Origin of the sequence: Denitrobaculum tricleocarpae, from assembly GCF_007004665.1 — a bacterium.
Classification (GTDB): Bacteria; Pseudomonadota; Alphaproteobacteria; order Kiloniellales; family Kiloniellaceae; genus Denitrobaculum; species Denitrobaculum tricleocarpae.
Window position 1 is genome coordinate 41,416 of sequence record NZ_ML660063.1, and the last position, 23,697, is coordinate 65,112.

General features: G+C 57.2%; 25 protein-coding genes. 14 read left to right on the forward strand and 11 right to left on the reverse strand.

Features of this window, described 5'->3' with window-relative positions:
- Position 1 precedes the first annotated feature (1 nt).
- Positions 2-883 (reverse strand): DMT family transporter, encoded by an 882-nt coding sequence (locus FKG95_RS25710; RefSeq protein WP_142899317.1) that lies wholly within the window; start codon positions 881-883, stop codon positions 2-4.
- A gap of 353 nt (positions 884-1,236) precedes the next feature.
- Here FKG95_RS25710 and FKG95_RS25715 point away from each other — a divergent pair, with 353 nt between their 5' ends.
- Together FKG95_RS25715 and FKG95_RS25720 are read left to right on the forward strand one after the other, a co-directional pair.
- The gene (locus FKG95_RS25715; protein ID WP_142899318.1) at positions 1,237-2,172 is read left to right on the forward strand and encodes an SIR2 family protein; all 936 of its coding nucleotides are present in this window, start codon (positions 1,237-1,239) and stop codon (positions 2,170-2,172) included.
- Entirely contained in the window at positions 2,159-4,972 is a 2,814-nt protein-coding gene (locus tag FKG95_RS25720) for a hypothetical protein (RefSeq protein ID WP_142899319.1), read from the forward strand. Before FKG95_RS25715 ends, FKG95_RS25720 begins: the two co-directional genes overlap by 14 nt.
- Before the next feature lie 158 nt (positions 4,973-5,130).
- On the opposite strand, the gene FKG95_RS25725 is transcribed toward FKG95_RS25720, so the two are convergent.
- The 5 genes from FKG95_RS25725 to FKG95_RS25745 form a co-directional block, all read right to left on the reverse strand.
- Entirely contained in the window at positions 5,131-5,328 is a 198-nt protein-coding gene (locus FKG95_RS25725) for a DUF2783 domain-containing protein (RefSeq protein ID WP_142899320.1), read from the reverse strand.
- Positions 5,325-7,055, reverse strand: coding sequence for an FAD-dependent oxidoreductase (locus tag FKG95_RS25730; RefSeq protein WP_142899321.1), 1,731 nt, complete (start codon positions 7,053-7,055; stop codon positions 5,325-5,327). The genes FKG95_RS25725 and FKG95_RS25730 overlap by 4 nt, the downstream gene beginning before the upstream one ends.
- 266 nt (positions 7,056-7,321) lie before the next feature.
- Entirely contained in the window at positions 7,322-8,314 is a 993-nt protein-coding gene (locus tag FKG95_RS25735) for an MBL fold metallo-hydrolase (RefSeq protein ID WP_142899322.1), read from the reverse strand.
- 27 nt (positions 8,315-8,341) lie between these two features.
- On the reverse strand, positions 8,342-9,328 hold the full coding sequence (locus FKG95_RS25740; RefSeq protein ID WP_142899323.1) for a fumarylacetoacetate hydrolase family protein: 987 nt from the start codon (positions 9,326-9,328) through the stop codon (positions 8,342-8,344).
- 81 nt (positions 9,329-9,409) lie between these two features.
- Positions 9,410-10,564 carry a homogentisate 1,2-dioxygenase gene (locus FKG95_RS25745; RefSeq protein WP_142899324.1) on the reverse strand — a complete coding sequence of 385 codons (1,155 nt, stop codon included), beginning with the start codon at positions 10,562-10,564 and terminating at the stop codon, positions 9,410-9,412.
- Between the two features lie 809 nt (positions 10,565-11,373).
- Here FKG95_RS25745 and FKG95_RS30270 point away from each other — a divergent pair.
- From FKG95_RS30270 to FKG95_RS25760, 3 genes are all read left to right on the forward strand, one after another.
- Positions 11,374-12,042 (forward strand): MarR family winged helix-turn-helix transcriptional regulator, encoded by a 669-nt coding sequence (locus FKG95_RS30270; protein ID WP_246116897.1) that lies wholly within the window; start codon positions 11,374-11,376, stop codon positions 12,040-12,042.
- Between the two features lie 168 nt (positions 12,043-12,210).
- Positions 12,211-12,465 (forward strand): hypothetical protein, encoded by a 255-nt coding sequence (locus FKG95_RS25755; protein WP_179954289.1) that lies wholly within the window; start codon positions 12,211-12,213, stop codon positions 12,463-12,465.
- 38 nt (positions 12,466-12,503) lie between these two features.
- The gene (locus FKG95_RS25760) at positions 12,504-13,331 is read left to right on the forward strand and encodes a hypothetical protein (RefSeq protein ID WP_142899326.1); all 828 of its coding nucleotides are present in this window, start codon (positions 12,504-12,506) and stop codon (positions 13,329-13,331) included.
- Here the strand turns inward: FKG95_RS25760 and FKG95_RS29810 are convergent.
- From FKG95_RS29810 to FKG95_RS25765, 3 genes are all read right to left on the reverse strand, one after another.
- A complete protein-coding gene (locus FKG95_RS29810; RefSeq protein ID WP_179954290.1) occupies positions 13,328-13,495 on the reverse strand; it encodes a hypothetical protein in 168 nt (55 codons plus the stop codon). The two genes, FKG95_RS25760 and FKG95_RS29810, sit on opposite strands and share 4 nt — an antisense overlap.
- 42 nt (positions 13,496-13,537) lie before the next feature.
- Entirely contained in the window at positions 13,538-13,708 is a 171-nt protein-coding gene (locus FKG95_RS29815; RefSeq protein WP_179954291.1) for a hypothetical protein, read from the reverse strand.
- Positions 13,709-14,107: 399 nt separating this feature from the next.
- Complete coding sequence (locus FKG95_RS25765; protein WP_142899327.1) at positions 14,108-14,536, reverse strand: NUDIX hydrolase; 429 nt, start codon at positions 14,534-14,536, stop codon at positions 14,108-14,110.
- A gap of 189 nt (positions 14,537-14,725) precedes the next feature.
- On the opposite strand from FKG95_RS25765, the gene FKG95_RS25770 reads away from it, so the two are divergent.
- From FKG95_RS25770 to maiA, 5 genes are all read left to right on the forward strand, one after another.
- Positions 14,726-15,130, forward strand: coding sequence for an MAPEG family protein (locus FKG95_RS25770; RefSeq protein WP_142899328.1), 405 nt, complete (start codon positions 14,726-14,728; stop codon positions 15,128-15,130).
- 9 nt (positions 15,131-15,139) lie between these two features.
- Complete coding sequence (locus FKG95_RS25775; protein ID WP_142899329.1) at positions 15,140-15,466, forward strand: TfoX/Sxy family protein; 327 nt, start codon at positions 15,140-15,142, stop codon at positions 15,464-15,466.
- A gap of 33 nt (positions 15,467-15,499) precedes the next feature.
- Entirely contained in the window at positions 15,500-16,168 is a 669-nt protein-coding gene (locus FKG95_RS25780) for a DUF2461 domain-containing protein (protein ID WP_142899330.1), read from the forward strand.
- A gap of 101 nt (positions 16,169-16,269) precedes the next feature.
- Positions 16,270-16,863, forward strand: coding sequence for a hypothetical protein (locus FKG95_RS25785; protein ID WP_142899331.1), 594 nt, complete (start codon positions 16,270-16,272; stop codon positions 16,861-16,863).
- A gap of 150 nt (positions 16,864-17,013) precedes the next feature.
- Entirely contained in the window at positions 17,014-17,652 is a 639-nt protein-coding gene (gene maiA / locus FKG95_RS25790) for a maleylacetoacetate isomerase (protein ID WP_142899332.1), read from the forward strand.
- A gap of 17 nt (positions 17,653-17,669) precedes the next feature.
- Here maiA and FKG95_RS25795 read toward each other — a convergent pair whose 3' ends face one another.
- On the reverse strand, positions 17,670-18,686 hold the full coding sequence (locus tag FKG95_RS25795; protein ID WP_142899333.1) for a glucokinase: 1,017 nt from the start codon (positions 18,684-18,686) through the stop codon (positions 17,670-17,672).
- A gap of 178 nt (positions 18,687-18,864) precedes the next feature.
- On the reverse strand, positions 18,865-20,079 hold the full coding sequence (locus tag FKG95_RS25800; protein WP_142899334.1) for a cytochrome P450: 1,215 nt from the start codon (positions 20,077-20,079) through the stop codon (positions 18,865-18,867).
- A gap of 407 nt (positions 20,080-20,486) precedes the next feature.
- On the opposite strand from FKG95_RS25800, the gene FKG95_RS25805 reads away from it, so the two are divergent.
- The 4 genes from FKG95_RS25805 to FKG95_RS25820 all read left to right on the forward strand — a co-directional run bounded on the left by FKG95_RS25805 (position 20,487) and on the right by FKG95_RS25820 (position 23,656).
- Entirely contained in the window at positions 20,487-20,864 is a 378-nt protein-coding gene (locus FKG95_RS25805; RefSeq protein ID WP_142899335.1) for a helix-turn-helix domain-containing protein, read from the forward strand.
- A 766-nt stretch (positions 20,865-21,630) separates the two neighbouring features.
- Positions 21,631-22,233 carry a PEP-CTERM sorting domain-containing protein gene (locus FKG95_RS25810; RefSeq protein WP_218940372.1) on the forward strand — a complete coding sequence of 201 codons (603 nt, stop codon included), beginning with the start codon at positions 21,631-21,633 and terminating at the stop codon, positions 22,231-22,233.
- A gap of 73 nt (positions 22,234-22,306) precedes the next feature.
- Positions 22,307-22,978: a PEP-CTERM sorting domain-containing protein gene (locus tag FKG95_RS25815; protein WP_179954292.1), complete on the forward strand. Its 672-nt coding sequence runs from the start codon at positions 22,307-22,309 to the stop codon at positions 22,976-22,978.
- Positions 22,979-23,008: 30 nt separating this feature from the next.
- Complete coding sequence (locus FKG95_RS25820; RefSeq protein ID WP_142899338.1) at positions 23,009-23,656, forward strand: PEP-CTERM sorting domain-containing protein; 648 nt, start codon at positions 23,009-23,011, stop codon at positions 23,654-23,656.
- The last annotated feature ends 41 nt before the right edge of the window (positions 23,657-23,697 follow it).

The following is a 23,697-nucleotide window of genomic DNA, read 5'->3' on the forward strand; positions in this document are numbered from 1 at the left end:
GTTACAAGCTCTCTTCCTTCACCCGCCGCTCGCGGTAGAAAGTGTAGATCCCCATGCCGACGACGACGGCGCTGCCGAAGAGGGTCCAGCCGTCGGGCACCTCGCCGAACAGCAGCAGGCCCAGCAGGATCGCCCAGATCAGCACGGAGTAGCGGAAGGGGGAGACGAAGCTGACCTCGCCCACCCGCATGGTCATCACGGCGAAGAGGTAGCCGAAGAAGAGGAAGCCCGCGGCACCCGCCAGCATCGCCAGGGCGCTGGTGCTGACCGGCGGCCAGGGCACGGTCAGGGCGAGCAGGCCGCCGACCAGGGTGAGGACGAAGGAGGAACTGAGCGCGACATAGGCCGAGGGAATGCCGGCGGACAAGCGCCGGGTCGTGAGGTCCCGCAGCACGATGAAGCCGACCGCCGCGACGGCCCAGAGCGCATAGGCGTTAAAGCCCTCACCACCCGGGCGCACGATGATCAGAACGCCGGTAAAACCCACCGCGATCGCCGTATAGCGCCGCCAGCCGACCTTTTCGCCCATGAAAAGCGCGGCGGCCAGGGTGACCGCCAGCGGCAGGGCCTGCAGAATGGCCGTCGCGTTGGCGATCGGCATGTTGAAGAGCGCGGTCAGGAAACAAAGCGTGCCGCCGACCTCCCCCGCCGCCCGCACCGCCATGATCCCGGCGTCGCGGCGGGAAGGCAGATAGAAGAGCGCGCCGCGCTGCCGCAGGAGCAGGCCGATCAGCAGCGTCGCGAAGATGCCGCGCAGGAAGATGATCTGATAGAAGCCCAGTTCCCCCGAGATCAGCTTGATGGTCGCATCGTTCAGCGCAAAGCCCGCCATGGAAATCGACATGAAGAGCGCGCCGCGGACATTGTCGGAAAGGTTATGCATAGGCGGGGGAGACTAACCGATGGGGCGTGCGGTTAGCCATGCTGCTTCTGCATCCCCCTCCCGCTCTGCAGCTGGAGCTTCTCTTATTTTTCGAACAAGGGGGAAGCTCAACCCGGTCCCGATCACGAGTTGCGTCAATTATCGGGCGTTTGGCTCGATATCCCGTGTAGATGTAGGGCTAGGCAACTTGTTGAAAAAAGCCGGTGGTATAAATCGAGAGCGAGTGGATGTACGAATTGGGGCTTAGCCTCGTCTCTTCCGCCCTCAGTTTCTATGTGAGATTCGCAAGAAATCTTGAAACGCCGAATTAAGTCGGTAAGTATGTTGTGGGGAATTTTCTATCTGAGGTTTTGATGTCGGGCGTAAGAGAATTGAGAGAAAAAATTGATGTTCCCGACGAGATTAAGCAGGCGGGTTTGGACGGAAGTCTTGTCTTGTTTGTCGGAGCAGGAGTTTCGATGTTGCTAGGTTTGCCGTCTTGGCACGGGCTCGCTGCGTCGGTGCTGGAGGAGCTCAGGACAAACAAATACCTAAATTACTCTGAGATAGAACAGTTAAAGAATCTTGACCCCAAAAAACAACTCTCTATTGCGTTCCTGATAGCTAAGCAAAATAAATATAGAATAGAAACAGAAAAATATTTAAATAAAAAAAATAGAAATAGCGCTGTTTACGAGCATTTAAATAAAATCGGATCTTCATGCGTAACTACAAATTATGATGAATTTCTTGAGCCAAAATTCGTTAACAAAAAAGATGGGTCTAAAACAGCACCGAAGGCAAATAGAGTATTTGATAGAGAAAGAATGTACGCGAAATTGCTTAACGAGCCCGGTTCTGTGGTGCACTTGCACGGATGTATCCAAAACGCTGACTCGATGGTGATTACAACTAAAGATTATTTAGAGCACTATGATAGCGAAAAGGTACAAAGTTTTTTAGGTGAACTTTTTGAGAAAAAAACAGTTCTTTTTCTGGGCTATGGCCTGGCGGAAGCCGAAATTTTGGAAACTATATTGAGAAGGGGGCGTGTTAAAGGCGAAAAGGAGCGCAAGCGTTTTGCAATTCAAGGCTTTTTTCGGAGTGAGTTGCCTTTGTATGAAAAGTTGAGCGAATATTATGAAAATTCTTTTGGAGTGCATTTGCTAGGTTTTATTCGGGATTTCGAAAACTATGACGGATTAGAGGAAATAATAAGGTCATGGGCAGATCAAATTGAAATTCGAGAGCCTCCATTAGTCGAAGACTTGAATTTCATGAATGAGGTGCTTGGGGATGAATGGACTTAATGCTAGCGAGCTTGATCTTTTAGAGCGTATCGACGCGAAACATGCTCTGCAATCTGTGTTTTTTAGGAAGGCTAAGGGGCTTAAGTGGTTTGTCCCACTTTTTGAACGTGGATATTTTGATAAAACGAGAATTCCAAAACCAAAAAAAGTAAAAGATGGAAAATACATACAAATTCTAAACTGGGATGCTTTAATCTATCTTCTCAATACAGTCGAAAGTTTATCCGAAAATGAGCTTCGCGAGTTAGCGCCGCAGCTCATGCAGATAATTCGTGATTCAACGGAGTTTTCTCGAATAAACGAATTCAGTAACTATAGAGTTTGGTGTCAGCTATCGAAGGTTCTGTCGATTCTCCCTCCTGATTGCATTTCTTTAGACGATATTGAATGCGTAGATTACTGGCTTGATGATAAGTACGATGCTGGGCTTGTCGCGGAAATTATTGGTGAAAAGTGGCTCATAAGTTTACTCAATGGATCTACAAATCATTCGCTAGCATTGGCTGAAAGGCTCCTGAGTGTTCTCCTTGCCGTTAATTGCCAAATTAATGAACAAAATGGTAGAGATCAGAAAAATGTATCCTTCCGATATGAGCACTACTACGGAGAAAAAATAGTTGAGGTAGTTTCTCCGTTAGTGGGAAGGCGCCTCGGCGAATCTGGTGTTTTAGTATTTCAATCTGGACTCATCGAGGCGGTAGACTTTCTGGATAACGATAGTTGGTCTTGTATATGGCAGCCAGCAGTCCAGGAGCATGAGCAAAACAAGCACAAGAATGATGCTGTCAACATATTGGTCGCTGGGTGTCGGGACTCCTTGGAAGGGTATCTTGTAGCTGACCCAGAGGGAGCCTTCGAATGTATCGCGTCGATGCTCAAAAGCTCGTATCAGATTCTCAATAGAATCGCCATTCACACTGCAAATAAACATTTCAATAAATCGATGAAAACGTTCGATTTATTGTTTGATGAAAAGTATTTCAATTCAGGTTATAGGCACGAAATATGGCATTTTTTGAACATAAACTACGGTGATTTTTCTGAAATTCAAAAACAAAGTGTTTTGAATTTGATTGAAGCTATCCGTGTGCGCGACGATGACGGAGAAGATCTTGTAAGTGCCACTGCTTATGAGAAATGTAATTGGTTGTCCGCAATCAAAGGGCACAGTTTAAACGAACAAGCTCTTTACAACGAAGCCGTTGCGGTCGCGGGTAGTGAGCCGGATCACCCAGATTTTTCATACTATGTCTCTGTAGGTTGGGTGACGCACATATCTCCTTATGAAATTGATGAGCTGAAGTCGCTGTCTCACGAAGAGCTTATCGAAAAAGTCCGTGGTTATGAAGGTAAGGGCGGATCGTTCTATGAAGGAGAAAGTGTTGAGGGGTTATCCAAAGCAATTGGGCAATTATTTAAAGAATCACCACTTCAGTATTACGAGAATCTTGGAAAATTTGCGATTTTAGATAACACGTATGTCTACTCTATTATTGAAGCTTATAGCAGCCTTTGGGGTGAACGCGCTACGTTACCTTGGGATGATGTTTGGCGATATCTTTTGGAATTTGTAGCAGCGCTTGCAGAGAATGATGCGTTTTGGACCGACGAAAACAATACATCTCATGGTCATTACATCGCCAATCGTGATGAGTTGGTTGGTGCGATTGGTCGCCTTCTGGAGGCAGGAGCTAAGTCAGATGACCACGCTTTTGACCAAAAGTACCATCAGGCGGTCGAAAACATATTGAAACGGATCTTAGAGCGGCAAGTAGGGCGCCAGTTTGATGTTAATAGTGATGCTGTAATGGTGGCAATAAACAGTCCTCGAGGCCGATGTATCGAGGCGCTTATCAATTTGTCACTTCGGGCTTGCCGATTGGAAGACAAGCGTGGAAATGGAGAGCACATAGCGGCGTGGAGTCATTTTCAGCCATACTACGAAGAAGAGCTAAAGCGAACAACAATTGGGGAATACGAATTTGCAACTTTAGTAGTGAACTATCTCCCAAATTTCCTTTACATGTCAAAGTCTTGGGTTTCTGAAAATTTGAAAGTCATCTTTGGCCAAGATGATCATTTAAGATGGCTCTGTGCAATGCAGGGGTATTGTTATGTGAATCAAGTGTATCAAGAAGTTTATGAGCATCTAAAAGAGAGTAATTCTTTATTTAGAGCACTCGATGAAGATGTTTTAAGTTCGGAAGTTAAGAGGAAGTTAATACAAAATATTGCGTTGGCTTATTTGAGTGATTTTGAGGGCGTAGATGATAATGATAGTTCGATCAACATTTTGCTAGCTAGACAAGATGTTGAGGAGTTGTCACATCTTATTTGGTTTATTTGGACCTACCACAAGAAAAATGACATCGAAACATCGCCTAAAGTCATCCGCCTGTGGTTAAGGATGATGCAAATAGTCAATCCATCATCGGAGCAAGGGCGAGTATTTGCGTCTAATTTATGTTTGTGGTCAGTGTACGTTGACTCAATAGATGAACAGACGAGAAGACTTCTCATGGCTGTGGCACCGTACGCCGAGGAGGCCTACAATTCTCACGAGTTCATCGAGAATTTGGCGAGGTTGAGCAACAAGCAACCGCTCGAAGTTAACAAGATATGGAGCGAGATTCTCGAGCGATATACACCGACTTATCCCGAAAAAGATATTCGCCGCATGCTATCAAACTTGGTTGCCGTAGGAGCGGAGGGGCAACGAGAAGCACGTGATATTGTTAGCAAATATTTAAAAAACGGAGTTGAAGGACCGGCATTGTGGCTAAAGGACATCGATGTGTGATGTTTTTGAGAGAGCGATGCGCGATATTCTTGGACTCTAGATGTAGCTCAAACTGCTTAGTTAAAGCACATAACCTCGGTCTATTTTTTGCCATTGAACCGCCTTAACAAGGAGGGGGCGCGGGGGAACGTGTTCCCCCGAATCAATTGCCCAGTTCCCTACAAACCCTTCCCTGCCGCTTCCACCGCCTCCGCAATAACCCCTTCATCCCCGATGTGGTTCGTCAGCAGCAGCACCAGCCGGCTGTTGAAGGCTTGGCTCTGTTCCGGCGACAGGTCCCGGTGCGCATCGATCAGGACCTGATAGATATCGTCCGGGCGGGTGAGGCGGGGATCGCTCTTCAACTGCGTGCTCATGCGGCGGTTCCTTCTGTTGCGGCCTCGGCATCGGCAGCCGCCAGACCTTTCCCCAATGCCCGGTGCAGCGCGCCGCGGATCGCCTGGGGGTCGGCTTCGCGCCAGCGGGCGGTGACGTGCTGGTCGGGGCGGATGAGATACAGACTGCCGGGGCGGGCGTCGTAGCGGGCTTCGGTCATGAGCTGTTCGCTGTCGATGAGCGCGCCTGCCGGGGCTTTGCTTCCGGGCGGGAAGATGGGGACAAGGCGCACGGGGACCTCTAACCCGGCCAGGGTCTCGCGCAGCTGGGCGAGGCTGTCTTCGGTCTCATCCGCGCGGGCGAAGTAGAGGCCGCAGAACTCGCCGCTCAGGTGGTGCAGCAGCCAGCTTTCACGGCCCTCCGCCGTGGTCACCGGGGCGTCGGCGCAGGGCGCGCCCGGTACCATCGCACCAATGAAACCCAGACTGTCCGGCGAGTTCAGGGCGGACTCGCTGTAGGTCGAGGGCAGGGACAGCCGTCCGCTGTTCACCAGACGCCGGGCGAAGTCATGATCCCTTGCAAGCTCCAGCGTCGCATCCCGAAAGGCGCGGCTGGCGGCGCTTTTGGGGGTGATGAAGTCGGTGCTGCGGGTGGAGTTCAGGATGTTTTCGTCGGCGGCGTAGGCGCGCTCGGCGTGGTAGCTTTCCAGCAGGCTTTCCGGCGCCTTGCCGGCCAGCACCAGATCCAGTTTCCAGATCAGGTTGTCGATGTCCTGCAGGCCGCTGTTGGCGCCGCGCGCGCCGAAAGGCGAGACCTGGTGGGCGGAATCGCCGATGAAGAAGATGCGGCCGTGGCGGAATTTTTCCAGGCGGCGGCATTGGAAGGTGTAGACGCTGACCCACTCCAGCTCGAACTCGACGTCATCGCCCAGCATGGCCTTCAGGCGCGGGATGACGTTTTCGGGTTTGCGTTCTTCCTCCGGGTCGGCGTCCCAGCCGAGTTGCAGGTCGATGCGCCAGACGTCGTCGGGCTGTTTGTGCAGCAGGGCGGACTGCCCCTTGTTGAAGGGCGGGTCGAACCAGAACCAGCGCTCGGTCGGGAAGTCGGCCTTCATGATCACGTCGGCGATCAGGAAGCGGTCCTTGAAGACCTGGCCCTTGAAGTCGAGGCCGAGCAGGCGGCGGGTGGCGCTGCGCGCGCCGTCGGCGGCCAGCATATAGTCGGCGGCCAGACGGTACTCGCCGTCCGGGGTCTCCAGGATCAGGGTCACGCCGTCTTCCCGATTCTCCACACCGACCAGCTTGTTGTTCCAGCGCAGGTCGATCTCGGGATGCTTCAGGACTTCGCGGACGGTGAAGGCTTCGAAGTGGTACTGCTGCAGATTGATGAAGGCGGGCATGCGGTGGCCTTCTTCAATCTGCAGCAGGTCGAAGGCGTAGAGCTGTTCCTCGCCGAAGAAGACCTTGCCCTTCTTCCAGGTCACGCCCTTTTCCACCAGCGCATCCCCGACACCCAGCCGGTCCATGATCTCCAGCGACCGCTTCGCCCAGCAGATCGCGCGCGACCCGGTACTGACCGTGTTGTCGTCGTCCAGCACGACCACTTTGCGGCCCCGTTGGGCGAGGTCGAGCGCGGCGGCGAGCCCGACCGGTCCTGCGCCGATGATCACCACCGGATGGCGCACGGGTGTCGTGGCGGACTGATCCGGCGAAGGTTGGTAGGTGAAATCGGTTGCTGCTGAAGCTGTGTCTGTTGAACCCGAGTTCATGACCGCATACTCCCTAAGTGGCAGTCGTATTTGTTGCTGTTACGCGCTCGATCTTGTTGCCGAGTCTTTTTTTGTTTTTGGCTCGGTGCCAAGGGTTTGGTTTGATCTAGTTTCGGTGCCGGCCCACACCCCCTCCCGACCACCCACAGGATAATCGCATTGGGTGGTCGGGAGGGGGTGTGGGCTGGAGCCGGTTTCGACGCCAGTCGAAACTTAATCAAACAACTTGCCGGAGCCGGTTCGGCGTGAGCCGAACTTAATCAAACCTACGCTTCCGCAAACTTAACTTCCTTATCCCTCTCAAGCGCGGCCCACATTTCCATGTCGCGTTCTGCCGTCCAGATGCGCGGGTCGGTGATGCCCTGGGCTTCGTCGAAGGCGCGGGTCACGTCGAAGGGCATGCAGTGTTCGAAGATCACCCACTCGCCGTATTTTTCCGACAGCTTGGCGAAGGTCTCGGCGTAGACGGCGTTCAGTTCCTTCTTGTCGGCCACGCCCTGTTTGACGGCTTCGAACATCTCGCTCAGGAAGGCCTGGGTGCCGTCGATGGCCTTGGCCACGTCCTCGGGAGTCTCCAGCGCGTCGCCCCGGCCGGGGATCAGCTTTTGGGCCCCAAACTCGCGGAGCGCTGCGAGGGTGGTCGGCCAGTCGGTCAGGTAGGCGTCGCCGGTGTAGGGCGTCGCGCCGAACTCGACCAGGTCGCCGGAGAAGCAGATCTTGTCCTCGGGCAGCCAGGCGATGATGTCGCCCTTGGTGTGACCGCGCCCGATGTGCTTGAGCTGCACTTCGCGTTTGCCCAGGTGGAGCGTCATCTCGCTTTCGAAGGTCATGGTCGGCCAGGTCAGGCCGGGCACGGATTCGACGGACTCGAAGAGGCGCGGGAAGCGCTGGACTTCCGATTTGAAATCCTGCGCGCCGCGCTCGACGATCAGGTCATAGGTGCCCTGGCTGGAAATGATTTCCTGCGCACCGTAGGCCGAGGCGCCCATGACGCGCACGGCGTGATAGTGGCTCAGCACCACATGCTTGATCGGCTTGTCGGTGACGCCGCGGATGCAGTCGATCAGGGACTGGGCCTGGACCGGGGTGGCCTGGGCATCCATCACCATCACGCTGTCGTCGCCTATTACCACGCCCGAGTTGGGGTCGCCCTCGGCGGTGTAGGCGTAAACGCCCTCGGCCAGCTCGGTGAAGGTGATTTTCTTTTCCTGCAGGTCGGCTTGTGACGCGAAGGTGGGCGAAGCGGATTTATCAGTCATTGTTCTCTCTCCTGCGGGGGTATTCTTTTAAGCTTCGTGTTTCACGACCTGCTGGTCGATGGCGCCGAAAATGGAATGGCCGTCTTGGGCCAGCATCTCGATGCGGACCCGGTCGCCGAACTGCATGAAGGGGGTCTTGGCCGCGCCCTCGTCGATGATCTCCAGCATACGCTTTTCCGCGAGGCAGGAGGACCCGGAGGAACGGTCCAGGTTCGACACCGTGCCCGAGCCGACGATGCAGCCCGCCATCAGCTTGCGCGACTTCGCGGCGTGGGCGATCAACTGCGGGAAGGTGAAGGTCATGTCCGTGCCCGCGTCGGGCTTGCCGAACAAATCTCCGTTTAAATGCGTGACCAGGGGCAGGTTGACCTTGCCGCCGTCCCAGGCATTGCCCAGCTCGTCCGGCGTGACCGCGACGGGGGAGAAGGCGCTGGAGGGTTTGGCGTGGAAGAAGCCGAAGCCCTTGACCAGTTCGGCGGGGATCAGGTTGCGCAGGGAGACGTCGTTGACCAGCATCAGCAGCTTGATGTGGCTCCCGGCGTTTTCCGGCGTCACGGCCATGGGTGTGTCATCCAGGATCACGGCGACTTCGCTCTCGAAATCGATGCCCCAGTCCTCACTGCCCGCGATGATGTCGTCGCGCGGGCCGAGGAAGTTGTCCGAGCCACCCTGGTACATCAGGGGGTCGGTCCAGAAACTCTCGGGCAGCTCCGCGCCGCGCGCCTTGCGCACCAGCTCTACGTGGTTCACATAGGCCGAGCCGTCGGCCCACTGGTAGGCGCGGGGCAGGGGTGATTCCAGGGTCACCGGGTCCAGTTCGAATGCGGCGGACAGGTCACCGGCGTTCAGCTTGGCGTAGACCGCTTCCAGTTCCGGGGCTTTGGTCTCCCAGTCTTCCAGGGCGGCCTGCAGGCTGGTGGCGATGCCGGGGACTTCCACGGCGCTGGTCAGATCGCGGCTGACGACAATCAGGGTGCCGTCGCGGCTGGCGGATTTGATGCTGGCGAGTTTCATAGGGATCTCTCTGCGTTTTTAGTTTGTTTTAGTCTGTTTCTTATTGAGGGCCGTCAGGTGACGCACGTTAAGTGACCCACGTTAAGTGACGCGCCAGCTCTTCACGTAGTCCGGCTGCTCGATGCCGCTGGGCAGGTCACCGACCTCCAGGGCGTCGCGGGTGTCGATCATCACGGCGTATTCGTCGGTCGCGGCCTTCTTGGGCGTGAAGGCCCCGGCCAGGGCTTTCGGGTGCGGGCCGTGGGTGAAGCCGCAGGGGTGGAAGGTCATCATACCCGGATGAATGTTGTCCCGGCTGAAGAAATCTCCGGCGTGATAGAACAGCACCTCATCGTAGTCGTCGTTGTTGTGATAGAAGGGCACCTTAAGCGCGTCGGGGTCGCTCTCGAAGGGACGCGGTGCGAAGGTGCAGACCACGAAACGATTGCCGACGAAGGTGGTGTGGGCCGAGGGCGGCAGGTGATAGCGGTCGCTCAGCAGCGGACGGATGTCGCGCACATTGATACGCACCGGCGCCAGATCGCCTTTCCAGCCCACCGCATCCAGCGGGTTGAAGGGAAAGGTGACGGTGCTGACCGCGTTGCGGCGCTTGATGGCGACCTGCCAGGTTTTGCCGGAGCCGTTTTCGCCCGAACCATTCATGTCTTCCTGCTGGTCCTTGAAGGTCTCGTCCAGCGTGGGGATATCCAGCATGGCCGGATCAAAGATCGCGTGCGGGCCGAGCATGCCCTTGTCGGGCAGCATGTAGCTGCCGTTGGTGGCCTCGATCAGCAGGGCGGTCATGGGCTCTGATGACTCCAGCCGCCACATGGTGCCGCGCGGGATCATGATGTAGTCGCCGGCTTCCACCGCCAGATGACCAAAGTCGCAGAAGAGATCGCCCTTGCCCTGATGCAGGAAGATCAGCTCGTCGCCGTCGCCGTTGCGCGCGAGTTTCTCCATGGTCTCCGGCACACGCCAGAAGCGTACCTGGACGGAGGCATTGTGCAGCACTGTTTTGGCGTCCCAGGGCGAGGCCTCGATCTGGTTGATCAAGGTCAGATCGAAGGCGCGCGGGCGCAGCGGACCTTCCCAGTCGATCCAGCCGGTCGGCGGGTTCTTGTGATAGATGTGCGCCGCCGGTCCGAAGAAGCCCTCCTTGCCCATCTCCCGCTCATAGGTGCCTTCGGGCAGATTGGTGTGGGCCTGGCGGGAAGAAAGCCCCTCGACCCGGGGAAAGGAAATGTAGTTTTTCATGCTCTCACGTTCCTTCGAATTTCAGTCAGGCCTTCGAATTTCAGTCAGGCCTTCGAATTTCAGTCGGGCCTTCGGTCTCTGGTCCGGCCTTTGTCTTTGATCCGGCCTTCGGTCTTGCGCCAACCCGTCTCGCTTGGGTCTGTGTTCCTTTGGCGGATGACCAGACTTCAAGTCCCGTGCCGCCGGAATTTCCGGATCACCCGTACCGGGGCAAGCCTGCCCGGCATACCGCGTCCGATCGTCTGACAGCACACAACAGCTTTTTACCCTGACGGAAATCAGGCCGGCTTCGCGCCGCCCGATGCAGCTCAGGCCAGATGTGTCTCAGGCCAGCTGCAGCTCGGGCCAGGAACGTCTCAGGCCAGATGCGTCGGCCGGATCCTCCGCTTCCGCGAAAGGCTCCCCAGGAGCGGGACACCGGATAAATGCGCCGGGTCTTCCGGTGCTGGTTCTCTCCCCTTGGCGGCCTTCTTACAGGCTCTGCGTGCGACCTCATTCCGCCTCTTGTTTCTTGCAGTCAAAATGGTTTCATATGAAACTAATGTCAAGTTGCACGTTGCGCCGGCTTGAGGATTTTGGCCGGTCCCTGATCGTCAATGGGCTGCCCGTGGGGCCGCCCAGGCCTGGAGATTTGTTCGCCTCTATGCGGCGGGCCATGCGGGGGAGCGGCGCTCTTCGGGCGGTGACCTGTGTTCTAGCCACTTGTGCCAGCGTTCTAGCCACTTGAGACCGAGCCGGGTTCACGCGTATGTTCGGTTCCCGCGGGCGAAGCAGATTCCCGCAACAAAAGACCGGAATTCGGAGACTTCATGACGGGTAAGACAGAGCCAGGCGAGCGCAGGGGCCGCAGCGCGCAAAAACGCGGACGTGGCGAGGACGCGCGGGGCGCGCGCGGGCGCGAGGGGCGTCAACGGACGCTTCGTGAGACCAAAGCCCAAAGCAAGCCGAAACCCCAAAGCGCGCCAAAACCCCACAGCAAAAACCCGGCGCCGGGCAAGACGGGCGTCCGGAACAAGACTGCGGAAGCCAAGACGGGACCGGGCGCGGCGGAGCTGCAGCTCGACAGCTTCCTGCCCTATCGGCTTTCGGTCCTGAACAATATGGTCAGCCGGGCGCTGGCCGAGCAGTATCAGGCGCGCTTCGGCCTCTCGATCCCGGAGTGGCGGGTGATGGCCAACCTGGGCCGCGCCGCGCCCATGTCCGCGAACGAGGTCGCCGAGCGTACCTCCATGGACAAGGTCAAGGTCAGCCGCGCCATCTCGCGGATGCAGAGCGCGGGTCTCTTGAAGCGCGAGACAGATCCGCGCGATCACCGGGTCAGCAGTCTCAAGCTCTCCGCCAGGGGCAAACGCATCTACGACAAGATCGCGCCCATGGCCCTGGCCTGGGAGCAGGAGTTCCTTTCCGTGCTCAGCGAACGCGAAATCGCCGCTTTCGACAAAATCCTGGCAAAACTGGACAAACGCATCCGCGAATAGCGAAGGCTGTGGCATTTGTATGTCATAACGACTTGTATTTCTGCATTTTGGCGATATTGTTTGTATAGAAATTCGATTTTTGATTGATTTTGGCAAGGGTGGCCTATGTTTTCGGCGGCATCGCGTCAGGTTTGTCTGGCGCTCTTCTTATGCGCGACGGCGGTTGCTATGGCTCCGGGCCAGCTCGAGGCGGAGGAGTCGGGACTTTACACCCTTGGGAAGTACGCGGCCTATGCGCGTCATTGCGGTCATCACTCCTTGGCCAAGGAGCTTCAATCGCGCTACGGCGACCTTGAAGATTTCAAGTCCGGCCGCCGTCAGCACGACTTGCAAAAGTATGATTACGTCCGCCTCCCCTGCGGCAGAGTCGAGGACGCTCTGGTGGATTTCCTGGAAGAAGTGAAGGCTGAGGACGCGAAGTAAGTTCCGTGCTTTTCGGTATTAGTCAGTAAGGTATCGGCATGATTTCTAAGTTTCCGCGCCCATATGCTCCAGCGCTTTTTCTGGCTGTAATCGCTGTCTTATTGAGTCCGAACCACGTTCAGGCAGAGGAATCTAACCTCTACAAGATCGGCCGTGCCGCTGCGTACGCCAGTCATTGCGGTCACCGCGATCTCGTCTCGGAACTTCAGGCACGCTATGGCGATTATCGGGATTTCAGGACGGGACGGCGCAAAAACGATCTCCAGAAGTACGACCGGGTGCGTCTCGCCTGCGGTGATTTGAAGAAAAACCTGGAGGAGTTTCTTGAAGAAGTGCGCGCGCTTGAAGCGCAGGACGCTGCAAATAGCACTGGTTCCCAGGTAGAGCCTAGTGACGAGGGAAATGGCACTGATCCCCAGGTCGAGCTCAGCGATGAGGAGAAGCAGGCTGCGCTCGATCGGATCTATAGTGACATCATGGCCAGCATTCTTGCGAAGGATGGCAAGTGGAAAAGTGATCGACGCGGCAGGCTTATCGAACACATCAGCACTTATCGAAATTCAGAGACTCGTGGAGGAGGTTTTAAAAGCCTTGCGGCTTGTTTGTCTTGGGATCACGAAAACGGAGCTTTGAGTTATAGGGGTTGGGCCGCCGAACAACGTGGAGACTGGCCTACCAGCAAGTATTTTACGGTTCAAAAATGTCGCAACCTCAAAGCCCGGAGGAACCTCGCTTGCGAGTGTGTATCGGTTGACCGTAATGATGAAAACACATTGTCTCTCCCTGATCACATCCTTTCACGCTACGAGCGTTTGATTGATGCGGAAGTGAACGAGATAGGCGATCAGCCGGAGTCTTCCGACTAAAACGGCAACCCCCATGCAAAAGGCGCAGCGACCGCGCCGACGACCCATTGGTCGTCCTCGAGCCGCCAGCGGATGAACATCAGCTCGCGCATATCCGGCCGGTTCGGTGGTGAAAAGCGTGTGTCTTCGGCGCGTTGCCAGGGGTGGCCGTGGGTGCTTTGCACAAAGTCCCGGATGCTATCGCCGTCGCCCTCGAAAAAGCTCTCTTAAGGGCCGATGCGGTCTTTCAAGTCCCGTCGCAGGTCGAGGAGACTATGGACGCTATGGGCTTCCGCGTCGCCGGTGGTGCTCTCGAAGGTCCAGGCCCCGCGCTGGGGGAAGAGCGTAAAAAAAGCCTCCGTATCCGCGGCTTTCAGCGCAACGAGGAAGCGGTTCATGGCGTACTGCGGCGCTTTTTGTTCACTCTCCGTGAGGGGCGGTGGCGCCCTACTGGCCCCGATTCTTGACTCAGGCGGGGCCTCTTCCGGACCGGTACAGCAAACCAGGCAAAACCAAGGAAAAGTGCGAGCATCGAAGTGAAAGGACTCTTCTGCATGTCATGATCTCCCCTGGTCAGCGCCAGACGATTTCGCGGGCACAGGCTGCCGGGCAGCTCCTTGACGCCGTAATCCCGGAGCGCGCTCCATCCAGGAGAAGCGGTTGAATTTCGTAAGGGTCATCATGGCGGAACCAGCGGCCTGCATGGAAATCCCCTTCAAACGGCCTTTCACACACGCCGAATGCATTGGATATTGCCGCCATAAAAGAGCGGACTGTGCAACTGAAGCTGGGATAAATCAGGAGCCCCGTAACCGCATCATCGCCTGCCGCGCCACGTCGCCGACGGCGGGGCTCTGGGCGTCAGGGTTCGCGAGGATAGCTTCGTAATCGAACCATTCGGCCTCCGAGACATCGTCGGCGGCCAGAGGGGCGCCGCTGATGTACTCGCATAGGATGGCAACCAGAACATAGTGATGTTCGAGCGCACCCTCATTGTTGTGAATGATTACGTCGACTGATGTCAGGGTCTCGCGGGCTTCGGCTTCGACGCCGGTTTCCTCTTGCAGTTCGCGGACCGCAGCTTCCATGACGGTCTCGCCCAGTTCGATCTTGCCGCCGGGAAAGCCCCAGAGGCCGGCGTTGGGCCTGTTGTTTCTGCGCACCAGGAGGAGTTGCGCGCCGCGAACGACAACGGCGAGTGCCGCGGGAATCGGTCTTTCAGTCATGCCGCTAACGTCCATCTGACTTAAATAGGAAGCAAGACTACGTCACTGGACGCGGGAAATAAAATTTTTGCCGCCTGTCGGATTTCAAACCTCTGCTGCGTCTAGGAAATAAGCAACTCCGGAAACGAAAGGCCTTTCCGTGGGGGGCTTTTCAAGCCGGTTTCAACAGAAAAAGAGGAGAAAATCGCCATGACGCTTGCCATCTCACCCTTCTTTGCGGGACTTCTGATCGTGCTGCAGGTTTTCATGACCGCCTTTGTCGGGCTGTACCGCGTCAAGTCCGGTATCGAATTTCTCGATGGCGGAGACGTAACCATGACCCGCCGCATGCGCGCCCATGGTAACTTCATCGAGACCGTTCCTATTGCCCTGTTGCTCATGGTGCTGGCCGAGCTCAGCGGAGCGCCCGCCGTTCTGCTGTGGTCAGGCGGTGCAGCGCTGCTCGCCGGCCGTATGCTTCATGCCTACACGATCATGAAGTACGGCACGGCGCCCGGCCGGGCCATCGGTATGGCGATGACAACCCTGCCCATGGCGGTCTTTGGTGCTTTTCTGGTCTGGTCCGTGCTGACCTCGCCGGCTCTCGGAAGTTAGGGAAGCCCTATGCCTTACGATCCTCATCTTGCCGATCTCATGCGTGCGGCTTTGGAGCCGCGCCGCGGCATCACCGAGAAAGCCATGTTTGGCGGATTCTGCTGGTTTCTGAACGGCAATATGCTTTGCGGTGTCGAGGTTGGCCGCTTCATGTTCCGGGTCGGCAAAGAGCGGGAAGCCGAAGCTAAAAAGCGTCCGGGGGCCGAGCAGGTGGTTTTCAGCGGGCGGCGCATGGGCGGGATTGTATGGGTCGAGGCGGATGCCTGCCTGGAGACCGGACTGGAGAGCTGGATCGATCTGGCCTCGCAGTTCGCCGGCTCTCTGCCGCCGAAGTAAAGCCCCTACGCAGCTAAAATCTTCCAAGGAGATATGATGATAGAGCGCGGATTCGACGGTTTTCCTGTGGGGGGAATCACTTTCCTGCAAGAGCTTATGGAGAACAACAACCGGCCCTGGTTCGCGCAAAACCGCGCCCGCTACAAGGACGCGCTGGAAGCGCCGGCCAAGCTGTTTCTGAGCGAGGTGGAACGGGAGCTCATGCGATGTTTCGATGAAGCCTTCACCGGAAAGATCTTTCGCCTGCATCGGGATCTGCGTTTCTCAAAAGACAAAACACCCTACAACAGCCATCTCCGCATGGCGTTTTTTCCCGGCGGCGATGCGCACGCGGGCCAGGGGTTCTATTTCTCGCTGGAGCCGGAAGGTTTTGTTCTGGGTGGCGGCGCGACGGGGTTTTCTCCTTCCGGTCTGGATCGCTTCAGGCACCAGCTGCTTGATCAGACACAAGGACCTGCAATCGATTCCCTAGTGTCCGGGCTGGTTCAAAACGGATACCGTTTGGAGCCCGCGGAGCTAAAACGGGTGCCTGCCGGTTTTGAAAAGGACCATCCGCATGCGCCCCTGCTGCGCCGCAAAAGCCTGACGCTCTGGCGTGATTTCACGGGTCACCAAGGGCTGATAGGGCGTGGCGCGGTTGGATTCTGCATGAAAGTCTTCCAGGAGCTTCACCCTTTGCTACGTTTCCTGAACGCCCCCTGAAACTGGCGTTTCCGCAGATCCGGGCATAGGTATATTGTATGTTTACATATAATATGTAATGATAATGCTTTCTGACGGATTGTACTTAAGAGGCAAGTTCCATGGCCGCTTCCCCTGCGTCGCCCGCGACCGTGAGCGCGATCGAAAAACTTTTGAAGGACCGTTCCGCCACCAGCCTGGTCAACTTCACCCTGGGCCCCCTCCAGGTGACAACGGCTCTATTGGCTGACGTCGGGAAGGCGGTGGCAGCCGGAAAGATCAAGGTCGTCATCGATCCGACCATTTCCCACGACGCGATTTACAATGCGAAGAGCAATCAGCTTCAACTGAAGCGTAACGTCGCAGCGCCCGGTCTTCTCGAGCGTGCACTCATCGTCCATGAGGCGACGCATGCCATCAACGATATGCGCAAACTCGGCCGGACGCCGAACATCGATGACGAGGCCGCAGCCTATATCGCGCAGGCGCTTTATCTCTATCGCAATCACCCCGTGAAGACCGAGCGTATGAAAGATAGGGGCAATCCCGCTGCCGATCGGCTGTATGCCGCTGCCTACGCCGCGGCGGTGGCGATCATCGGGAAGAAGAATGCAGCGGCTATTGCTGTAGAAGTTTCGAAGGTGCGCGCTGCACTGAAACTGGTGCCGCAGTACAAGAAAACCATCGGCATGTCGGCCATCTACAGCGGCATCTGACGACCTGCCGGCGCCAGCTTCTTTTTTCATACCTCCGCGAGATATCAAACGATGGTTTACATAGTTTCAAGTGAAACTATCATGGCTCTGTGATGCGCGAAAACCTATCCATATCCAAACCCGGTCCACGTTCAAAAAAGCAGGTGCCGCATGAAGCTCTACAGTTATTTCCGCAGCTCGGCCGGCTGGCGGGTCCGTATCGTGCTTGCCCTCAAGGGGCTGGACTTCGACCTCATCCCCGTTCACCTGCTCCGTGGCGGCGGTGAACATCTGGGGGCCGAATACGCGAAAACCAATCCCCAGAGGCTGGTGCCGGCCCTTGAAGACGACGGGGCGGTGTTCGCGCAGTCGCTGGCGATCATGGAGTATCTGGAGGAAACCCATCCTACCCCTTCTTTGCTGCCCGGCGACGCTCAGGACCGTGCCAGGATCCGTGCCTTCTGCCAGGCCATTGCCTGCGAGATTCATCCGCTCAACAATCTGCGGGTTTTGAAATATCTGGTGCGCGAACTTGGGTGCGACGAGGACGCAAAGCTTGCCTGGTACGCGCACTGGATCCAGGAAGGCTTCCGGCCGGTCGAAAAACTGTTGGAAGGGAGAGACGGTCCCTACTGTTTCGGCGCTGAACCCACACTTGCGGATGCCTGTCTCGTCCCTCAGGTCTTTAATGCCGAGCGCTTTAACGTGGATCTCTCGGCTTTTCCGAAGGTTCAGGCGGTCAACGCGGCTTGTCTGGCGCACGAAGCCATCGCCGCAACTGTTCCCGCCTTACAGCCGGATGCCGAATAGAGGAACGCCGAAGACGTTCAGGAGTGTTGGAGGTAAGCGGCCGCGCCGGTAAGCGCAGGATAGTCCGCTGTGATGACGTAACAGGGGATCGCGGCGACGTAACTCGAGAGACGGCCTTTATCTTCAAAGCGCTTGCGGAAGTCACTGGCGGTGAAGACCTCGCCCAGTTGCGGGATGATCCCTCCACCGATGTATATGCCGCCTCTGGCACCCAGAGTAAGTGCGAAGTCACCGGCAAAACTGCCCAGGAGCGCGCAGAATATTTCCAGAGCTTCCCGGCAGGCCTCGTCATCGTCTGCAGTTGCGCGGGCCACGATCTCGGCGGGTGCGAGTTCCTGCGGTGCCTTACCATCCAGCAGGCTGATCGACTGATAGAGGGCCTGCAGCCCCGGACCTGAAAGAACCCGCTCCGCCGACACCCGGCCGTAGTGGTGTTCCAGATGCAGCAGGATGCTGGTTTCGCGGCGGCCGGAAACCGCGAGCGACGCGTGGCCTCCCTCCGAGTCCAGCGGAAGCCACCCTCCTTTATGGGGGATGAGGCCGGAAACCCCGAGACCTGTTCCCGGCCCAACCACGCCGACCGGCAATTTCCCGACCTGCCGGACGCCGCCGATCTGCCGCAGGCTGCTGGCGGGCAGATGCGGCAGGGAGAGCGCGAGTGCCATGAAGTCGTTGATGATTTCGAGACGCTGTAGCCCAAGCTGCTCTTTGGTGCGTGCCCGCGAAAAGTCCCAACCGTTGTTGGTCATGCGGATGCGGTCTTCGTGGGTCGGGCAGGCGAAGGCAAAACAGGCCTCGCGCGGTTGCGGGAGTCCTGCGCCTTCCAGGTAGGATTGCGCGGCGTGGGCCGGGTCGCGGTAGTCGGCGCAGGCGAGCGTGCGGGCCTTTATGATCTTGCCGTCTGCGGTCACGATGGCGAAGCGGGCGTTTGTGCCGCCTATATCCGCGATCAGGCTGAGATCTCCAGTGGTCAAAACCTTGTCGTCCGATGCCTCTGCCGGCCCGCTCTTAGATCCCGGTTTCTTCGATGCCATACCCGCCGCGTCCCGCTCTTCCGGTCAAGGCAGCACGCCGGCGCACCTGCGGACAGCTCTGCCTCACGATCAGACTCCGCTGGATTTGTAGCACGCCGGGCACGTCAGAGCCACGTTGTAAGGCCGGAAACGGTGCCTACGATTGCTGTTTGTTGGAAGCAGCCCCGCAGTATCAGCCTTAAGCCGCAAGGCTGAGCGGGAGTTTGGATATCACCCGGAAGCGGGCGCGGTCCGGCCGCAGGGTCGGTCCGGCTTGCTCGATCCTGGCGAAGCGCGCGAGCAGTTTGGAAAAAGCGAGACTGGCTTCCATGCGGGCCAGGGAATTGCCGGCACAGATGTGGATGCCGTTTCCGAACGCCAGGTGGCGGTTCGGCGTCCGGGTGATATCGAAGGCCTCGGGTTCCGGGAATTGCCGTTCGTCATGATTGGCCGCGGCAATGCCGATGTGCAGGAAGGTGCCCGCGGGTAGAAGCTGGTCATGCAGAGTGACATCGACTGTGGCGCGCCGGTTGCCGATCTGAAGGGGGCTCTCGTAGCGCAGCATTTCCTCGACCGCGGTTTTCATCAGGGCCGGGTCGTTGCGCAACAGTGCCATCTGATCCGGGAAGCGCAGCAGCAGGTCCATGCCATTGGAGATCAGCGTTGTGGTGGTGTCATGGCCTGCGTTCAGCAGAAAGATGCAGTTGTGCATCAGTTCCAGTTCGCTGAGGCCGTCCGGGCTGTCGTGATCGGCAAGCAGTGCGGAGAGAATATCGGTCTCCGCGCGCGCGCTCAATCTGCTGCGCTTCCAGGCGATCAAATCGCGCAGATAATCCTTGAAGGCCTCAACCGAGGCATTGCCGGTTGCGAGTTGCTCCGGGGTCAGGCGCGGCTCCAATCCGCCCAGGATCACGTTCGCCCAATTGCGCAGGGGCTCGCGTTCGTCCCCGGGGATGCCCAGCATATCGCCGATCAAATTGAGCGGGATGGCGTTGGCGAAATCGTTGACCAGATCGATTGTTCCGGCGTCCTCGGCCTGGTCCAGCAAGGTGTCGATCATGTCCGCGACGTTGACTTCCAGGGCCTTGAGAGTGCGGGGCGTGAAGAAGGGTGCCAGTAGCCGCCGAACCCGGGTGTGATAGGGCGGGTCGTTGAAGACCAAAGACGTGGTGTGATGTTCGTACAGCGGGCCGTCGCCGAACTTTGGTTTGAAGTCGATTTTTTTGTCCGAGCTATAGCTTTGATGATCCTTCAGGATCGAAGCGGCATCCTCGTAGCGGCTGATGAAGAAGCTGCCGTCTGATTGCTGACTGAGCGGGGTGTTGTCGCGAACCTCGCGGTAGACGCCGTACGGGGCCTGATAAAACTCAGGACTCAGGTTGGCCAACTCGAATCCACGGCTGTTTGCGGTCATAGCTTAATCATGCCTTCATAATCTTCTGTTCATAATCGCTTTACCATCTGCAGGTTGCTGCAACAGCGAAAAACCTTATGATGGAGCTTCCAGTCGTCGCCCAGGGTCCGCCCGGTGACGGCCCCGTCGCCGGCTTCTGCGCCGCTTCATAGCCCAGTTGCGTCACAAAACGGTTCTGGGTTTGTCATTCCAGGTTGAGAATTCAAAAACGACGATCACGATGATCGTCGCTTCTGAATTCTCAACCTAAAGGTCGCAGAAAAGACCAAGCTGTCGCAAGCTCCACAGAATTCAGCCGCAAAAGCGCTAACACTGCCGCTTTGCTGCTGGGAAACTGTGGAGACGGCATCCAGCGCCGACGTGAAAAAAAACTGTAAACGATCATGTAAGTAGGAACGTTCCAGATTATGATTTCAGATACCATCGGCGGCCGCATCCGACAGGCCCGCAGTGAAGCCGGACTTAGCCAGCGGCAACTGGCGACCCGCCTGGCCGTGACCACCAAGACCCTCGAGAACTGGGAAGAGGACCGCAGCGAGCCGCGCGCGAACAAGCTGGTGATGATGGCCGGTGTTCTGAACATTCCCTCGACCTGGCTCTTGACTGGCGATGCGCCGAAGGAAATGAAGCGCGGCTTCGATTTCCAGGAGACCATGGGGATATCCCAGAAACTGGAGCGGGCCATGGCAATGCAGGTCGCACTTTCCTCGCTGCTGGAAGAGGTCTCCTCCGATGTCTCGCGGCTTCAGAACGAGCTGGACAGCGAGCTGGAGATGGAAGCCTGAAGCCCGGCGGGCACTGCGCCCCGGAGAATCCAGGGCGTTTCATCAAAGACCCCGTCTGACCACTTGTTCCTCCTGCCATAAGCGGGCCCTATGACATGAGCGAGGTTTCGGGCGGATCTGGTCGCGCTCGTTAGTCTTGCCATTCTGACGGGTGTAAAGTTTTTTTCGCTGCATCGGTGGGACGGCTGCCAGGGCTGATGCCGGCAAACTGTCACGGCCTCATCACTCTATCGTCCCTTTGTGTGTGGCGTATCCGACAGGCACAGGCTTGACCAACCAACCGCCGCGTCTGGCCGAAAGCTACTCCTGCCTGTCTTCCACGGGTCGTTTCCTTCCCGGCTTTCCAGGCCGCCGCGGTTTTCTCACATTCCCTTTGCGGATTTCTCGCTGCCCTGCTTCAGAGGGCTATGCAAACATTCCAGTAGATCCGGTTAAGTGCTGCTTTCTGCGGCGCCGCCCGTCGTAAGGGTAAAACTACATATGCCTTGTGCGGGCATGCGGGTTCCCTGCGGCTACGCCAGTTGCTAGGTACATGGCAGCCTGATGCTTGTAAGCGAACAAAGTCTCTTGCAGACCGATTCCGACTGCGGGTTGTGCAGGCTGATTTTACATTCAAATTTTTTGATTTAAGCGAACTGAGAGGACCTCAATCATGTGGGTCAGGACAACACGACTTGCGGGTGCGGCCTGTATCGCAGCCCTGCCGTTTTTTTCGAGTTCAGATCTATCCGCGGCGCCGATTTTTTTCGATGACCGTGAGGCTTTCATGGCTGCGGCCGGTGCGCTGGCGGGTTTCGAGGGCTTCGAGGCCGCCAATATCGGCCCCGGAGGCAGTGCGACTGGATCAGAGTCCTGGGACAGTGAAAGTGACGATTCAGTGTTCAGTCCCGGTGGAATCGTGGAGGGCATCCGCTTCTCCGCTTTCCCTGGCGAACAGATTGCTGTCGCCGGCGGCTTTTCGCCCAATTCGACCGGAGTTGCGATTGGCCCCGAGGACGTTGCCAGTGATCTCTCGATAAACCTCTTCACCGAGATCAATGCATTCGGTTTCGACCTCTTTAATCTTGGCGAAAGCGAGCAGGTCTTTCGCATTCCCATCCGCGACAGCTTTGACGAATTTGTCACGGAAATAGAGGTCACAGCCGGTCCTCTCGGCAGTTTCTTCGGAGTGATCGATGAGAGTCTTCTGTTGCGGGAATTCACCATCGAAGGTGTCAATCAAGACCTGGCTGCTGAGCTGATCGACAATGTGGTTTTCGGCATTGCCAATCCGACCGCCGTGCCCGAGCCGGGCACTCTTGCTCTCTTTGGTGCGGGTCTGCTGGGTTTTGTTGCGGCACGCCGCAAACGTGTGGGAACCCCTCGGTAACTCCATCAGCAACCCTTCAGGCCGCGGCGCAATTGATCCGGACCAAGGTGCTTCGGGCGCAAGGAGCAGTGTGATGTTTGAACGTTTCAGGTTGATAGCGGTTGTGGCATTTGGCCTTTTTTTGGCCTCAGCCGGTACAGCGGAGGCCGGCCTCTGCGGCACGTCTATTTCGACCGACTGGACGGAGTTTCCCCGCGAAAACCAGACGGTCACGCCGACATTCGAATCTCCAGGCTTCGAAGCTTGCGGGACCACGTCCTTTTTCAGCGGCTTTCTTGAGACGGAATTCAATGGCGGGGACATCGATCAAGGTGCATTCAACATGTCTGTGGAGGCACTGGACAACGACAGCTTGCGGCTCACGGCGCAATCGATCAACCTGAATGACGAAGATACTCATGTCTTCCCCACCGTAACAGTGACACTGAGCGATATTGCATGGCTTGGCGGGCCCGGTGAGATCGTGGACGTGCTTCATGTCGGCGGCACGACGAGCTATTTCGAGGTGATTGGTTTCACGCACGACACCATTACCTTTGAGTGGGGTTTATTCTCTGTCGCGGGCAGCATCTTTTTCCCCAACGAACTTACATATTTCCAGGATTTCAACATCGTCGCTAGGCATACCGCGGTCCCTGAACCCGGCAGTCTGGTGCTATTCGGGCTCGGCCTGGCCGGGTTTGTCATGGCGAGGCGGGCCTCAGGAAGAGTTCGGTCTCGGAACTTGCATGCGAGAAAAATTTAAAGCGATTTCATTTCAACAAAGGCGATTTCCATGTTCGATACGACAAAAGTTTTGGCGGGTTTTTCCGCCTCGGCGGCTGCTCTGCTTCTCAGTTTGAATATCTCAAGCGCCGAGGCGGCTTTCATTTCACAAAACTCCAGCTTTGGCGCCGACACGATCACTTACGACACGGACACCGGTCTGGAGTGGCTGGACCTGACCGAAAGCACCGGGCTGTCGGTCAATCAGGTTCAGGCGGAACTCGGCGCGGGCGGACTCTACGAGGGTTTCACCTTTGCGACCCGCAGCGACATAGAGACCCTTTTCTACGACTCCGCCGGTATCACACCCGGTTTCCAATGGCCGCCTGAGCTCCCGGTCTGGGAGTTGGCGAACCTTCTGGGCATCACGGAGCCCTTCTTCTTCATCTCCTTCGGCCACTATCTGCTCGAGGGCCCCGCACTCAACGCGGGTCTGGCGAGCCTGGAGCCGACGATCCCCTTCGGTGACGGCGCCGCGACGCGCGCGACCATTGACGATAACGGTCTCCCGTTCGATCAGGCGGAACTGACCGTGGGCAGTTTCCTGTTCCGCAGTTCCACACCCGTCACCGTGCCGGTTCCCGAACCGGGTAGCGCGCTGCTGTTGCTCACCGGTCTTGCAGCCTTGGCCTACGGCCGCCGGCGCGGGCGGGTTTAAGAGGTACAAAGGCCCGGCTGGCCGGGAGGAGGCCCGGCGCT